Source organism: Pseudomonas grandcourensis, from assembly GCF_039909015.1.
In the GTDB taxonomy this organism is placed as follows: domain Bacteria; phylum Pseudomonadota; class Gammaproteobacteria; order Pseudomonadales; family Pseudomonadaceae; genus Aquipseudomonas; species Aquipseudomonas grandcourensis.
Genome location: NZ_CP150919.1, coordinates 3,903,273 through 3,916,779, shown reverse-complemented (window position 1 = coordinate 3,916,779; position 13,507 = coordinate 3,903,273). Strand labels below are relative to the sequence as shown.

The following is a 13,507-nucleotide window of genomic DNA, read 5'->3' as shown; positions in this document are numbered from 1 at the left end:
TAGGGGAGGGGCTTCATTTTAGTGTTGCGCTGAGGCAGGACTTACTCGACGGCTTTGACCATGTCCTCGATGACCTTTTTAGCGTCGCCGAACACCATCATGGTTTTGTCCAGGTAGAACAGTTCGTTGTCCAGACCGGCGTAGCCGCTGGCCATCGAGCGCTTGTTGACGATGATGGTCTTGGCCTTGAACGCTTCGAGGATCGGCATGCCGGCAATCGGCGATTTCGGATCGTTCTTGGCGGCCGGGTTGACCACGTCGTTGGCGCCCAACACCAGCACCACGTCGGCCTGGCCGAACTCGGAGTTGATGTCGTCCATCTCGAACACCTGGTCGTAAGGCACTTCGGCCTCGGCCAGCAACACGTTCATGTGGCCGGGCATGCGACCGGCAACCGGGTGGATCGCATACTTCACGGTCACGCCGCGATGGGTCAGCTTCTCGGTCAGTTCCTTCAACGCGTGCTGGGCACGGGCCACCGCCAGGCCGTAGCCCGGCACGATGATCACGGTGTCGGCGTTGGTCAGCAGGAAGGTCGCGTCGTCAGCCGAGCCGGATTTCACCGGACGGGCTTCTTTCGAACCCGCCGGGCCGGCCGCATCTGCCGTATTGCCAAAGCCACCGAGCAGCACGTTAAAGAAGGAGCGGTTCATCGCCTTGCACATGATGTACGAGAGGATTGCACCGGACGAGCCCACCAGCGAGCCGGCGATGATCAGCATCGAGTTGTTCAGCGAGAAGCCGATACCCGCCGCCGCCCAGCCGGAGTAGCTGTTGAGCATCGACACGACCACTGGCATGTCCGCGCCACCGATCGGGATGATGATCAGCACGCCGAGCACGAAGGCCAGGGCCAGCATCACGGCGAAAGCGGTGTAGTCACCGGTGAGCATGAAGGTCACGCCCAGGCCCAGTGTGGCCAGGCCCAGCAGCAGGTTCAGCTTGTGCTGGCCACTGAACTGTACCGGTGCGCCCTGAAACAGGCGGAACTTGTACTTGCCGGCCAGCTTGCCGAAGGCAATGACCGAGCCGGAGAAGGTGATTGCACCGATGGCGGCACCGAGGAACAGCTCCAGGCGGTTACCGGCCGGGATCGCGTCACCCAGTTGCGCAACAATACCCAGCGACTGCGGCTCGACCACCGCCGCGATGGCGATGAACACCGCGGCCAGGCCGATCATGCTGTGCATGAAGGCGACCAGTTCGGGCATCTTGGTCATTTCAACGCGTTTGGCCATGATCGAACCGGCAGTGCCGCCGATCAGCAGGCCGATGATCACGTAGACGATACCGTCTTGCGCCAACTCGGAGCCCAGCTTGTAGATCAGGCCGACCGTGGTGAGGATCGCCAGGCCCATGCCGAGCATGCCGAACAGGTTGCCACGACGCGACGTGGTGGGGTGCGAGAGGCCCTTGAGCGCCTGGATGAAGCAGACCGAGGCGATCAAATACAGGGAGGTAACCAGGTTCATGCTCATGCTTGCTGCACCTCAGCCTTGACTGCTGCGGCTTTTGCAGCCGGAGCTTTGGCCGCTTTCTTCTTGAACATTTCCAGCATGCGGCGGGTCACCAGGAAGCCACCAAACACGTTGACCGCAGCCAGGGCCACGGCCAGGGTGCCCATGGTCTTGCCCAGCGGGGTCACGGTGAGGGCGGCGGCGAGCATGGCGCCGACGATCACGATGGCCGAGATGGCGTTGGTGACCGCCATCAGCGGTGTGTGCAGTGCCGGTGTGACGTTCCAGACCACGTGGTAACCGACATAGATAGCCAGCACGAAGATGATCAGGTTGTAGATACCGTGAGAGATCAGCATGTCTTCCATTGTTTTTATCCTCAGCCGTTCTTGCGCACGATCTGGCCGTCGCGGCACATCAGGCACGCGGCGACGATATCGTCTTCAAGGTTGATCACCAGTTGTCCTTCTTTATCGAACAACAGTTTCATGAAGTCCAGCAGGTTGCGTGCGTACAGCGCCGAAGCGTCAGCCGCCACGGCGCTGGCCAGGTTGGTCGGGCCAACGATGGTCACGCCATTTTCGACGACCACCTGATCGGCCACGGTCAGCGGGCAGTTGCCGCCCTGGGCGGCCGCGAGGTCGATGACCACCGACCCCGGCTTCATCTGTGCCACGGTTTCCGCGCTCAACAGCGTCGGCGCCTTGCGGCCGGGAATCAGCGCGGTGGTGATAACGATGTCAGCCTGCTTGGCGCGTTCGTGCACCGCGGCGGCCTGGCGCTGCATCCAGCTGGACGGCATCGGGCGGGCGTAACCGCCGACACCGACGGCGCATTCACGCTCTTCATCGGTTTCGTAAGGCACGTCGACGAATTTGGCGCCGAGGGACTCGATCTGCTCTTTTACCGCAGGACGCACGTCAGACGCTTCGATCACAGCACCCAGGCGTTTGGCGGTAGCGATGGCCTGCAAACCAGCCACGCCGGCACCGAGGATCAGCACGCGGGCCGCTTTCACGGTGCCAGCAGCGGTCATCAGCATAGGCATGAAACGAGGGTAGTGGTGAGCTGCCAGCAACACGGCTTTATAGCCGGCGATGTTGGCTTGCGAGGACAGCACATCCAGGCTTTGGGCGCGGGAGGTACGAGGTGCGGCTTCAAGGGCAAAGGCGGTAATCCCGCACTCGGCCATTTTGGCGATGGTTTCATTGCTGAACGGATTGAGCATGCCCACTACAACGGTGCCGCTTTTAATCAGCGCCAACTCGCTGTCGCTGGGTGCGACCACCTTCAAAATCAGCTCTGCACCAAACGCGTCATTGGCGCTGCCAATGCTTGCGCCTGCGGCTTCATAGGCACTGTCGACAACGCTGGCATTAATGCCGGCGCCGCTTTGTACAGTGACCTTATGGCCCTGGCCGATCAGCTTCTTGATGGTTTCCGGGGTTGCAGCAACCCGTGTTTCACCGGTCTGGGTTTCGAGAGGAACACCAATGTGCACGTCAAATCTCCTGCGTGATCTTATAGAGTAAACCCATGCACTACGGATGAATGGGGGCGGCAGGGACGGCCGATCAGCACGATTGCGCCAAATCAAAACGATCAATCATCCGAACACTGGCAAAAGTCGATTCGTTTCGTGCTTGGTCGAGCGCTGTCAGCGGACTAGTCGAAGACTGCTGCGTAGTCGCAAGCGTTGCCGGTTTTCGACTCATTTCAGAGCCGGAACGTTCGTCGCTTGGTGGAACACCAAAGTACTCGCGATAGCATTTTGAAAAGTGTGGTGTGGACACGAAACCGCATACATACGCCAACTCTATGATCGACAATGATGTTTGCTTAAGCAGTTGTCGCGCTCGAATAAGGCGTAATCTCAGGTAGTAGCGTGACGGCGTACATTGGAGGTATTTCTGAAACAGCCGTTCCAGCTGTCGACGTGACAGATCAACGTATTCTGCAAGGTTATCCAGGTCGATCGGTTCCTCGAGATTGGCCTCCATCAACGCGACGATCTCCTGCAGCTTTGGCTGATGAGTTCCCAGCACATGCCTGAGCGGAACGCGCTGATGGTCCTGTTCGTTGCGTATGCGCTCGTAGACAAACATATCCGAAATGGCAGCCGACAATTCACGGCCATGATCGCGGCCGATCAGGTGCAACATCATGTCCATTGGCGCTGTTCCGCCGGAGCTTGTGAATCGGTTCCGGTCGAGGGTAAAGAGGCTCGCGCTGATGCTGACTCGCGGGAAAGCTTCCTGCATTGCAGCCAAACATTCCCAATGCACGCTGCACTCGTAGCCATCGAGCAGCCCGGCTTTTGCGAGCGCCCAGCTGCCGGTGCACACGCCTCCCAACCGCCTGGATTTACGCGCCAGGGCTTGCAGCCAGGTAATGTGCTCGCGGGTAATCACGCTCTGGATTCCAACACCACCGCACACGATTACAGTGTCCGCCACCAATGGATTGTTCCACGAAGCATCCGGAGTGATTGGCACGCCGTCACTGGCCCAGACAGGCACTCCATCGGGGCTGAACGTATGCCAGCGATATAGCTCCCGCCCCGACAACTGATTGGCCATGCGCAGTGGCTCTACTGCAGACGCCAGGGAAATAAGTGTGAATTTATCCAACAGCAGAAAACCAACGGATTGAGTCGTACCGTCGGACACGGTGGAGTTCGATGACATCGTGGTCATGTCCTCACAAAGAGCGATTACGGCCTGAGACGCAGGAGCTTGTAATACCCCCCAGCCTTGGCGTAGGGAGTATCAGGTTTGGCGCAAATAACTCCTTGGTTTTATCCCACTGACGTCACCCTCGCAGCCTGCGCAGGGTGACGCGACGTCACAAGGCCGATAAAGGAAATCGCCAGCGCCAGTCCAATGGTTGTGCTGACTTCGGTACGGTGCTCCGGGGTGATCATCATGACTGCCAGTGCTGCGCAAATGAACACGATCACCAGCCACGTCAGCCATGGAAACAGCCACATGCGAAAGGTCAGCTCAACGTTCTGCCGATGCAACATCCGGCGCATGCGCAGCTGCGACACCGCAATGGCCAGGTACACCAGCAAGGCAATCGCGCCGGAGCTGGCCAGCAGGAAGTCAAACAGCCCGGCGGGCATGAAGTAGCTCCAAACGGTGATCGCTGCGCCCAGCACGGTGCTGGCGATGACTGCTGCCCGCGGCACGCCTTCGGAGGAGGTCGCCTTCAGCGCCTTCGGCGCATCGCCACGACGGCCCAGCGAGTACAGCATGCGCGAAGCAATGTAGATCGAGGAGTTCATGCAGCTGGCCACGGCGATCAGCACCACCACGTCCACCATGAACTTGGCGTGGGGAATGTTCATGATCTCCAGTGCCCGCTGGTAGGAGCCTACCTGGGCGAGCAGCGGATCGTTCCAGGGCACCACGGAGATGACCACGAAAATCGACAACAGGTAGAACACGCCGATGCGCCAAATCACCGAACGCGTGGCCTTGGCAATGTTCTGCGAGGGATTGTCGGATTCGGCGGCGGCGATGGTCACAGCTTCAGTACCAATGAAGCTGAACATGATGGTGATGAAAGCGCCGACTACCGCCGACAGGCCGTTGGGGGCAAACCCGCCATGCTCGGCCATCAGTCCGCTCAATCCGCTGACGTCCCGATCGGGAACCCAGCCCATCAGCACGGCAAAACCCACGCCGATGAAACCGATGATCGCCACCACCTTGGCCATGGCGAACCAGAATTCGAACTCGCCGTACTTGGATACACTGAACAGATTGGTGATCACCAACGCAATGATCGACACCAGGGCGAACAGCCAGGCATCGATCTGGGGAAACCACTGGTTCAACACATGGCCGGCGGCCAGTGCTTCGATAGGGATCACCAGTACCCAGAACCACCAGTACAGCCAACCGATGGTGAAGCCTGCCCAACGACCTATTGCCTGGTCGGCATAGGTGGAGAACGAGCCGGTGTCCGGGTTGGCCACCGCCATTTCACCGAGCATGCGCATGACCAGAACGACGAGCAGGCCTGAAAATAGGTACGCCAATAGGACGGCCGGGCCAGCAGCTGCAATGGCATGTCCTGAGCCAACGAATAAACCAGCGCCGATAATCCCGGCGATAGACAGCATTGTTACGTGACGAGGCTTGAAGCCCTGCGCCAATTGGCCACTCGAATCCTTGGAGCTCGGGCTAATCATTGGTTTTTTTCTCTGCTGATCGACATTTAAGCGAATTGAAGGGGGCAACGGATCATCATCGTTTCCTGCTGCCTCTTCCTGAAAATGGCACCCTTCAAACGCTGCAGTTCTTATCAAACCCATCGTCGCGATGTGGTTATTTCTATGAAAAGAAGGCGTCACCTTACCCGGCTTGTTCGACAATTCAGTTACCTGTTCACGCCACCTCCTTGCCTGATATCGACACGTGCCAATTTAGCGTTCACGTTGAATACCAATCGGTCATGAAATGGCCGGGCGCAATCAATTTGTTTTGTTGAGGATTCTGCCAAGGCAGCAACGGATGGGGATAGCCTGGAAGGTTTAAGCGGGCGAGAAGGTTTCGAGACGAGGGTCGTGAGATCTCTCTGGGACGAGCGGACTGGATGATTACTGTCTGTCGCGACCGGCTGAAAACGACCAAAAGCAGCGGTCCACGAATGACCGAGATTGACCATTTCAGTCACTCAACTCGTGGACCGACCAGCACCATGGGTGGGATCTCCCTCAGAGAGCATCTGAGTGAGTCGCTCGCGTTGTTCAGGTCTTGGCAACGCACCCGTGGTCGCCGCCTCCAGTACCGTGATGCCTTCTGCGTTGAATATCCGAACTTCGGCTTTTGCGTGGCCTCGCTCATCGATGTCAGTGATGAGCCAGTGGCAGGTGATCGGGTCAACCTGCAGACCTTCGGCGGCGCGTTCTCTTAGGCTTTTCATGAAGATTCCTTGAAGGTGAGAGCGGGAGATTAAAAAATATGCTCGGGGCTCGACCCACATCACCGGGCACCATTTCAATCAAAACAGCGAATGCGCCGGCGGTTTCAAACGCTTTGGCACGGTCGATCAAACGCTGCGCATCTTTGCCTGGCCCTGTACGCGATAGCCCACCAACTGATGCTCATCGGCGAGTGCGGGCATTGGAGGAGTCTGGTGTTTTGCTGGGCTATCGAGCACAGCTTGATCCCGGTGCCTTGGGGCTGAATTTTTCCGCCATGGTGTTTGCCACGCTGAGAGAAGGTGACCGCCAAGCTGTCGAAGCGTTCGAGACGGCGCTCATTGATATACCTCAGGTGGTGGATGCGCAGAGATTATTCGGCGAACCGGACTACCTGATGCACGTCATTGCACAGGACTTGCCAGCCTTTCAAAGGCTTTATGATGAGACCTTTCGATTACCTAATGTGCAACGGCTGACCTCGACCCTGGTCATGAAGCGGGTCATTCAAGATCGACCACTACCTTTGTGATTCGCGCTGCCCTTCACTGAATTGCGTTTGACAGTATTCTTGATAGTGATGAATTTATGTTTTGTCCAGATTGAAGTTCTTAAAGCTTACTCGCCTATGTAATCACGGTCCCATATCTGTTCTGCGTTACTTAAGAGGTAAACTTTTAAATCGCTGCGCTGTATTGCCTCTTGATAAAAAGTCAATGGTGTCATGTTGCACTATTGCAGATTTCGTTCTGTCAATTAACGTGGCTTAGTAGTTGCCGATGTGTGCGTGGTTGATTGTCGTTAGCTGACGCCTTTCTTTATCACCACAGGTGGATACTGTATTGCCCGATAATTTTTCAAAAAATACCATCGATGTATCGTGCTGGAGCCATCGGTTATGTGCATTGTTTGGTGGGCATGCGGCACTGTGAAAGGGCTATGCTTGAAGCGATAAGGCATTTGCAAAATCGGAGATCCCATGAATGAAGTCTTCCGTGATCACAAGCGTGTGGCAGCAGCAATAGCGGCGGTTGTCGATGCTGTGGGGCATCAGGGCTTTTATGCCATCGTGCTGGAGACGCTGGGACAATATATTGACTGTGAGCGTTGGCTGGCTATCAAGTACAGCAGGTTTTCTGCCCCCGAGTTCATTGTCAACACGTCTTTGAGCCACGAGGCGGTTGAGCAATACATGAGTCACCTCTACAGGATCGACCCTCTGCTTCGGTTAGTGACTGAAGATCGTGTGCCCTCTGTGGTCACGTTTTCCCTCATGCAAAACGAGGATGATTCCAATGATTATTACGATGAAATATTCAAGTCGGGGCAGATTCTGGACGAGCTGACGCTGATACTGCCTGTCATCGGTGGGGGTTATCTGGGGTTCTGTTTCGATCGCGAGTACACCCTGTTCAATGAGGATGAAATCGCCTTTTTCACAGCCCTGTACCCGATCATCGTCGCTGCGCATGCCGCGCACATGCGAACGGAGTTTCTGGAGGGTCTCGGCGCCCTGTTTGGGAATGGAAAGGTCGGCGTTCTCACGTTAGGCGGTGATAACAGGATCATCTACCAAAACCCCGCCTGGCACGCCTTGGCCGGTCATGCCTTCGGAAACGAAACGTTGGAATTCATATTGAGTCAGCCTGAACTGATCGCAGTTCATGTTGAGGGCTTGATTGCCCACTGGGAATATTCCAGGAATGTATCCGCTTCTGCTACGAGTGTCAGAGCAGTATTTCTCGAGCAGAAAAGTGAAGGGTATATACAAACGGATGTAAAAGAGTTCTTCGAAAAATTCTATGATACTTATCACCTCAGCCCGCGCGAGCGACAACTGGTCGAAAAAACCTTGCGCGGGTATTCGATGCCCGTGATTGCAGAAAAACTGGATCTTAGTCTGGGGACGGTCAGAAATTATAAACAGCGCTTGTACGCCAAGCTCGACATCACCAGTGAACGGGAAATATTTTCTTTGTTCATGATGCACATGTTCGGGCAGTCATAACGGTGGCTAGTGCAGATTAGCACTATTGGTACAGTCGGTGACGAGCGCTAACATCGCCTTCAAGGCTCGGCACGCATCCCCGCAACAACGGTCATTCAGCGGCCGGCCTACAACGATAACAATATGAACTTGAAGACTCGCGGATTACGCGAGCGGCGGGAGTATGCTCATGAACAGCACATCGGTTGGCAAGGACAATTGTCAGGAAAAGGGTCATCACCTCCAGCGTGAACTTAACTTTTCCTCCACATTCTCCCTGGCCTTTGCCTTCATATCGCCCATTGTGGCGCTTTACTCCATCTTCGGAATCGGCATTGTGACGGTCGGTCCTGCCTTCTGGTGGGGGTTGGTGGTGGCCATGGCAGGGCAACTGTTAGTGGCGTTGGTCTTCGCCATGCTGGTATCGAGATTTCCCTATGAGGGCAGTATTTATCAGTGGTCCAAGTACCTGCTCGGCAGTCGCTTTGGCTGGTTTGCAGGCTGGACTTACATCTGCACACTGCCGATCACCATTGCAACGGTAGCCCTTGGCGGCGCGGGATTCGTGGCGCAGCTATTCGGCATAGATGCGACCGACAAGATGATCAGTGTGCCGATTGCCCTGTTTCTCATCGCATTCGCCACGTGGGGTAATACCCAAGGCCGAAAGATTTTCTCGACCATCGTCTGGCTGTGCATTGGTGCCGAAGTGATCGGTTCGGTCGGCATCGGCGTGCTGTTGCTGGTGGAATTCAAAGTCAACGCGCTGTCCATCCTGATGCCCGACGCTCAGGTCTTTGCCTGGCCGGAACCAGGTATCTCCGGGTTTTTCTCTTCGAAAGTAGCGCTCGCCATTGCCTACTGCGGTTGGGCATTCGTGGGTTTTGAAAGCGCCGGTGCCGTCGCTGAAGAAGTCAAAGATCCTGAAAGGGCGGTGCCCAAGGCGATGCTGTTTTGCCTGCTGTCGGTTGGCGCGGTGGTGGCGTTCTCAGCGTTTTCACTGATTTTGGCGTTGCCCACCTTGGAGTTCCCAGCGGGAAGCGACCCTGTCACGGTGACGCTGATCACTCATTTAGGGAAGATCGCTTACAAGGGCATGCTGGTGCTGTTCATCATCGGATTTCTAGCGTGCATGCTGGGCATTCAGGCTTCGGTATCGCGGGTCATTTGGGCGTTCGCTCGGGACAGAACCATTCCCTGCTCGGATTTCCTGCGACAATTGAGTGGGGACGACAAATTGCCAACGCGCGCCTTTCTGTTAACGGGCGGGTTATCGGCACTATTGTTCATGTTGTCTTTTACCAATATTTATCCGCTGTTATTGGCGTTCAGTATTGCCGGATTCTATCTCGCCTTCGCATTCCCGCTGGTGGGGGCGTGTGTAAGCGTATTGAAAGGCGACTGGCGAGAGGGGTCGTTCTCTCTGGGTATCTTGAGTATTCCCACCATCTTCGCGGCAACCGGTTGGACTCTATTTGAAGCGGTCAATATTTCGTGGCCTCGTTATCCAGAACTTTCGTGGTACGAAAACTGGGCGGTGCCGATCATGATTGTTTTCCTGGCGATGGCGGGTTGGGTTATTTATTCGAAATGGGCCTCACCTTCTTATACGCACTCCACGTTAAGCGCTGCCGTCGCGGATAACGAATAAATCTGGCGAGCCGGTGATGCGAATACATAAAGCCGTGGACAACGAAAGATATCTGATACTTCGCGCTCGACTGGACAATGGATTACGGGAACTACTGACACACGCCAGTCCTTCACTGGAGAAACTGTATAACGCCATGACTTACGGCGTATTTGAACCGGGTAAATGCTTGCGGCCAATGCTCGCTTACAGTGCGTGTGAAGCCATGGGAGGGCAGTTTGACGCTGCGGACGGTGTCGCTTGCGCGGTGGAGCTGATGCACGCCTATTCCTTGATACACGACGATCTTCCGGCACTGGACGACGCGCTCGTTCGTCGAGGGAAGCCAGCGTTGCATGTGGCCTACGGCGAGAGTACGGCCTTGATCGCGGGGGATGCCTTGCAGGCACTGGCGTTCGAATCGTTGGCGCAACCATCAGCGGTGAGTGCCGGGATTCGGCTGCAAATGGTGGCGGTCATGGCCAGGGCGGCTGGCCCCGCCGGTCTTGCAGGCGGCCAGTTTCTCGACATAGTGCTGGCTGGTGCCCGACCGACTCTGGAGCAAGTCGCCGAAATGCAGCGTTTGAAAACCGGCGCATTGATCGAGGCCAGCGTCGTGCTGGGCGCAATGGCAAGTGGAGCAACCGTGGAAACGAATCGCTTCGTGGCCTTGAGAAAATACGCCGAACAGATCGGCAGAGCCTTTCAAGTGCGCGACGACATTCTGGATGTCGTCGGAGATCGGGTTGCCCTGGGGAAAGCGGTTCACGTGGACCAGCACGCTGACAAGTCCACCGCTGTTTCTTCATTGGGATTGGAGGGGGCGCGGCATTATGCCTGGCAACTTCAGCTGGGGGCGTTAATGGCACTGGATGCATTTGGCCCGGAAGCCGATGCACTTCGACAACTTGCACATGTTGTCGTGGAACGCGATCTCTAGCGATACGAACGTTCGTTCCTTCGTTAATTTAACAACGATAGCAATAGTGCAGATTTGCAGTATTTGAATTCTCCCGTCATGGGCTGAATATGACGGCTACGGCGCTCGAACGCTGATCAGTATTCGGCGCACTTATGTATAAAAACAAAGATTGAGGTAATCGTGATGACAATCGAAAGAATGAATTACCCTGACGGTTATTTTCCAGTGGATGAATATGAGGGTCGCTGGAAAAAAGTGGAAGATGAAATGCGCCGGCAGGGTTATGAGCTGGCCATTGTCTGGGGAAAGACAGCCGGCCATTATGAGCGGGCCATGGAAACACTTTGGCTGACCAACTTCTGGTCGGAACACTCTGGCCAGGAACCGGATTCTCCAATCTGGAACGCACGAGGTTTCTGCTGTGTGATATTGGAGCCTGGAAAGAAACCTGAACTGCATGCCGACGTGGCGACAGTGCGTCGTCGTATGGTGCGCTGCGGCGATTATTTCTTCAGTGACGACCCGATCAGCAGCGTCGCCAAGGCTCTGAACGCGCGCAAGCCGCATCGCAGCGTCGTGTTCGTCGGGTCCGATAATCTGCCGATGAAGTACGCCAGGCAGCTCGCGGAACAGACGCCGGGTATCCAGTTCGAGTATGACGATAACTTGATCCGCCGTTGCCGCCGGATCAAGAGCCCGCGAGAGCTGGACATGTTTCGCGAAGCGGGGCAGATGGTCTCCAGCGCCTTGTACCGCGTGTGCGACAGCCTTTACGCGGGCAAGACTGCAGCCGAGGCGGCGGCAGAGGGCGCTTATGAACTTACGCGTCGCGGGGGAGGCTGGCTGCGGATTCCAGTGAACTTCGGCAACGACGAGGACAGTCAGTTCTTCGAGCGTGACCCCATGTACGGGTATTCCATGGGCGCGCCGAGCAAGGGCGATATGGTCAGGACCTGGATCTATGGGCCCACGCATCAAGGGTACTGGCTCGACCCCGGACGCTCGCTGGTCTGCGGCGGCAAGCCCACCTCGGAGCAGCGCTCGCTGCTGATCGACTCTTACGCCATCACGGAGGCGGTGATGAACTCCGTGAAACACGGCGCCCGGGTGCTCGACGTGGTGGGCGAGGCCGAACGTGTGCAGGCACGGGTGGCCGAAGAAGAGGATCTGGCCGCCAAGCAATGGCCGTACTTTGGCCACGGCAACGGCTCCATGTGGGAACACCCGATCATCAACCGGGACTCGGTCACGGCAGATGATATTTTCGAAGAGGGGATGGTCGCCTCCGGGGAGTCCTTCATGACGCGAAAAGGTGTCGGCAGCGTTGGGTGGGAGCAGAACTTTATCGTCACCCGGACCGGAATCGAGTTGCTGACGACGACCCCCGTTTTCTGGTTCTGATCGCTAGTCGCACTGTTTGATGTTTCAGGGCACCGCTCCCATCGACCCAGGTGCGGTGCCCTTTTTTATGGAGGCCCCCATGAACATTTTGCTGGCACAACTGCCCATCGCGGACGCACAGCTCGAGATCAACCTGAGCAACATGCTGTCAATGATCCGCAATGCTCCGATCGATACGGATTTAATCGTGTTTCCGGAAACGACGCTCTCAGGTTTTCCAACCAAGGATGAGATTGGCACCGTTGGGCTGACGACCCGTGGCAAGCCCATCCGACTCATTCAGGAGGCGGCACGCAATAGCAATACCGCCATCGCTTTCGGTTTTTGCGAGGTGGCTGACGGGCGGGCGTATAACACCGCGTTGCTGGTCGATGGATCGGGGCGCATTGCTCTCAAATACCGCAAGACTCATCTCTGGCCCGATACGGACTGGGGCGTTTTCGATGCCGGCTCGCAGTACGCGGTGTGTGAAATTGCCTCGTTACGCGTGGGCATGCTCATTTGCTACGACATCGAGTTTCCGGAGACTGCCCGCTCGCTGGCCCTGTTGGACGCCGACCTCATCCTGGTGCTGGACGGCAATATGGACCCCTACGGCCCGGTACACCGTCGCGCCGTGATCACCCGCGCCACGGAAAACCAATGTTTTGCCGTTCTGGTGAACCGGATTGGTGAAGGCAAGGGCCTGTCGTTTGCTGGCGAGAGTGTCGCCGTTGATCCGTTTGGAAACGTGTTGGTCGAGTCCACCGACGGACATCCTGTCAGCGTCACGCTGGACCGCAGGAGGATTGAAGAAAGCCGAAAAAGTTATCGCTATTTACGCGACCGACGTGCCACTCCACTGGGCGTCGAACGGACCTCTAGCGAAGACGGCGTTGCCAACACAGTCAGCGTCATTCCGGGGTAATCATTCAATTGCCCAATGGGTCGTGCGAACGTATAAAACCGGCAGCAGATGGGCGAGCGTTTTTGGGGATGCAGCACGCGGGAGAACTTCGGGTCTGCCAGTTTCCCGATCCCGGTTTGCCAACCTGCGTACAGCGAAGGAAAAATTGGCGCTGGGTAGGCGCTCTTTTTTTTGGTGATTGGGCGTTTTTGAGCTGTTGATGTTGCCCGGATTTTGCCCGCTCTCGACCAATAGCAGCGTTGGCTGAAATTAGCCGATTGTGGTGTGCCATGA

The 13,507-nt window shown here is 56.5% G+C and carries 11 protein-coding genes and 2 pseudogenes; 6 read left to right on the top strand and 7 right to left on the bottom strand.

Features of this window, described 5'->3' with window-relative positions; all coding sequences use genetic code 11:
- Positions 1-41 precede the first annotated feature (41 nt).
- The 7 genes and pseudogenes from AABM52_RS17445 to AABM52_RS17415 form a co-directional block, all read right to left on the bottom strand.
- A complete protein-coding gene (locus AABM52_RS17445) occupies positions 42-1,478 on the bottom strand; it encodes an NAD(P)(+) transhydrogenase (Re/Si-specific) subunit beta (RefSeq protein ID WP_347907158.1) in 1,437 nt (478 codons plus the stop codon).
- Positions 1,475-1,825, bottom strand: a complete 351-nt coding sequence (locus AABM52_RS17440) for an NAD(P) transhydrogenase subunit alpha (RefSeq protein ID WP_046042645.1) — start codon at positions 1,823-1,825, stop codon at positions 1,475-1,477. Before AABM52_RS17440 ends, AABM52_RS17445 begins: the two co-directional genes overlap by 4 nt.
- Before the next feature lie 11 nt (positions 1,826-1,836).
- Positions 1,837-2,958, bottom strand: a complete 1,122-nt coding sequence (locus AABM52_RS17435; RefSeq protein WP_347907157.1) for a Re/Si-specific NAD(P)(+) transhydrogenase subunit alpha — start codon at positions 2,956-2,958, stop codon at positions 1,837-1,839.
- Positions 2,959-3,031: 73 nt separating this feature from the next.
- Positions 3,032-4,153: a GlxA family transcriptional regulator gene (locus AABM52_RS17430; protein ID WP_347907156.1), complete on the bottom strand. Its 1,122-nt coding sequence runs from the start codon at positions 4,151-4,153 to the stop codon at positions 3,032-3,034.
- A gap of 101 nt (positions 4,154-4,254) precedes the next feature.
- Positions 4,255-5,655 (bottom strand): GABA permease, encoded by a 1,401-nt coding sequence (gabP, locus tag AABM52_RS17425; protein ID WP_347907155.1) that lies wholly within the window; start codon positions 5,653-5,655, stop codon positions 4,255-4,257.
- Positions 5,656-6,140: 485 nt separating this feature from the next.
- Entirely contained in the window at positions 6,141-6,389 is a 249-nt protein-coding gene (locus AABM52_RS17420; protein WP_347907154.1) for a hypothetical protein, read from the bottom strand.
- Between the two features lie 55 nt (positions 6,390-6,444).
- A pseudogene (locus tag AABM52_RS17415) lies at positions 6,445-6,572 on the bottom strand (3-methyl-2-oxobutanoate hydroxymethyltransferase); the annotation flags it as partial.
- Between AABM52_RS17415 and AABM52_RS17410 the strand changes: the two are divergent.
- The 6 genes and pseudogenes from AABM52_RS17410 to AABM52_RS17385 form a co-directional block, all read left to right on the top strand.
- A pseudogene (locus AABM52_RS17410) lies at positions 6,572-6,919 on the top strand (Lrp/AsnC family transcriptional regulator); the annotation flags it as partial. The pseudogenes AABM52_RS17415 and AABM52_RS17410 sit on opposite strands and share 1 nt — an antisense overlap.
- Before the next feature lie 447 nt (positions 6,920-7,366).
- On the top strand, positions 7,367-8,395 hold the full coding sequence (locus AABM52_RS17405) for a helix-turn-helix transcriptional regulator (RefSeq protein ID WP_347907153.1): 1,029 nt from the start codon (positions 7,367-7,369) through the stop codon (positions 8,393-8,395).
- A 169-nt stretch (positions 8,396-8,564) separates the two neighbouring features.
- Positions 8,565-10,025 (top strand): amino acid permease, encoded by a 1,461-nt coding sequence (locus AABM52_RS17400; protein ID WP_347907152.1) that lies wholly within the window; start codon positions 8,565-8,567, stop codon positions 10,023-10,025.
- A 16-nt stretch (positions 10,026-10,041) separates the two neighbouring features.
- A complete protein-coding gene (locus tag AABM52_RS17395) occupies positions 10,042-10,944 on the top strand; it encodes a polyprenyl synthetase family protein (RefSeq protein WP_347907151.1) in 903 nt (300 codons plus the stop codon).
- A gap of 165 nt (positions 10,945-11,109) precedes the next feature.
- Positions 11,110-12,327 (top strand): M24 family metallopeptidase, encoded by a 1,218-nt coding sequence (locus tag AABM52_RS17390; RefSeq protein ID WP_347912645.1) that lies wholly within the window; start codon positions 11,110-11,112, stop codon positions 12,325-12,327.
- Positions 12,328-12,406: 79 nt separating this feature from the next.
- On the top strand, positions 12,407-13,234 hold the full coding sequence (locus tag AABM52_RS17385; RefSeq protein ID WP_347907150.1) for a nitrilase-related carbon-nitrogen hydrolase: 828 nt from the start codon (positions 12,407-12,409) through the stop codon (positions 13,232-13,234).
- Positions 13,235-13,507 lie beyond the last annotated feature (273 nt).

Excerpts from the sequence above, each read along its gene's own strand:
- AABM52_RS17430 (WP_347907156.1), bottom strand. The coding sequence starts at position 4,153 with ATGACCACGATGTCATCGAACTCCACCGTGTCCGACGGTACGACTCAA.
- AABM52_RS17385 (WP_347907150.1), top strand. The coding sequence starts at position 12,407 with ATGAACATTTTGCTGGCACAACTGCCCATCGCGGACGCACAGCTCGAG.
- AABM52_RS17440 (WP_046042645.1), bottom strand. The coding sequence starts at position 1,825 with ATGGAAGACATGCTGATCTCTCACGGTATCTACAACCTGATCATCTTC.
- AABM52_RS17405 (WP_347907153.1), top strand. The coding sequence starts at position 7,367 with ATGAATGAAGTCTTCCGTGATCACAAGCGTGTGGCAGCAGCAATAGCG.
- AABM52_RS17395 (WP_347907151.1), top strand. The coding sequence starts at position 10,042 with ATGCGAATACATAAAGCCGTGGACAACGAAAGATATCTGATACTTCGC.
- AABM52_RS17445 (WP_347907158.1), bottom strand. The coding sequence starts at position 1,478 with ATGAGCATGAACCTGGTTACCTCCCTGTATTTGATCGCCTCGGTCTGC.
- AABM52_RS17400 (WP_347907152.1), top strand. The coding sequence starts at position 8,565 with ATGAACAGCACATCGGTTGGCAAGGACAATTGTCAGGAAAAGGGTCAT.
- AABM52_RS17390 (WP_347912645.1), top strand. The coding sequence starts at position 11,110 with ATGACAATCGAAAGAATGAATTACCCTGACGGTTATTTTCCAGTGGAT.
- gabP (WP_347907155.1), bottom strand. The coding sequence starts at position 5,655 with ATGATTAGCCCGAGCTCCAAGGATTCGAGTGGCCAATTGGCGCAGGGC.
- AABM52_RS17420 (WP_347907154.1), bottom strand. The coding sequence starts at position 6,389 with ATGAAAAGCCTAAGAGAACGCGCCGCCGAAGGTCTGCAGGTTGACCCG.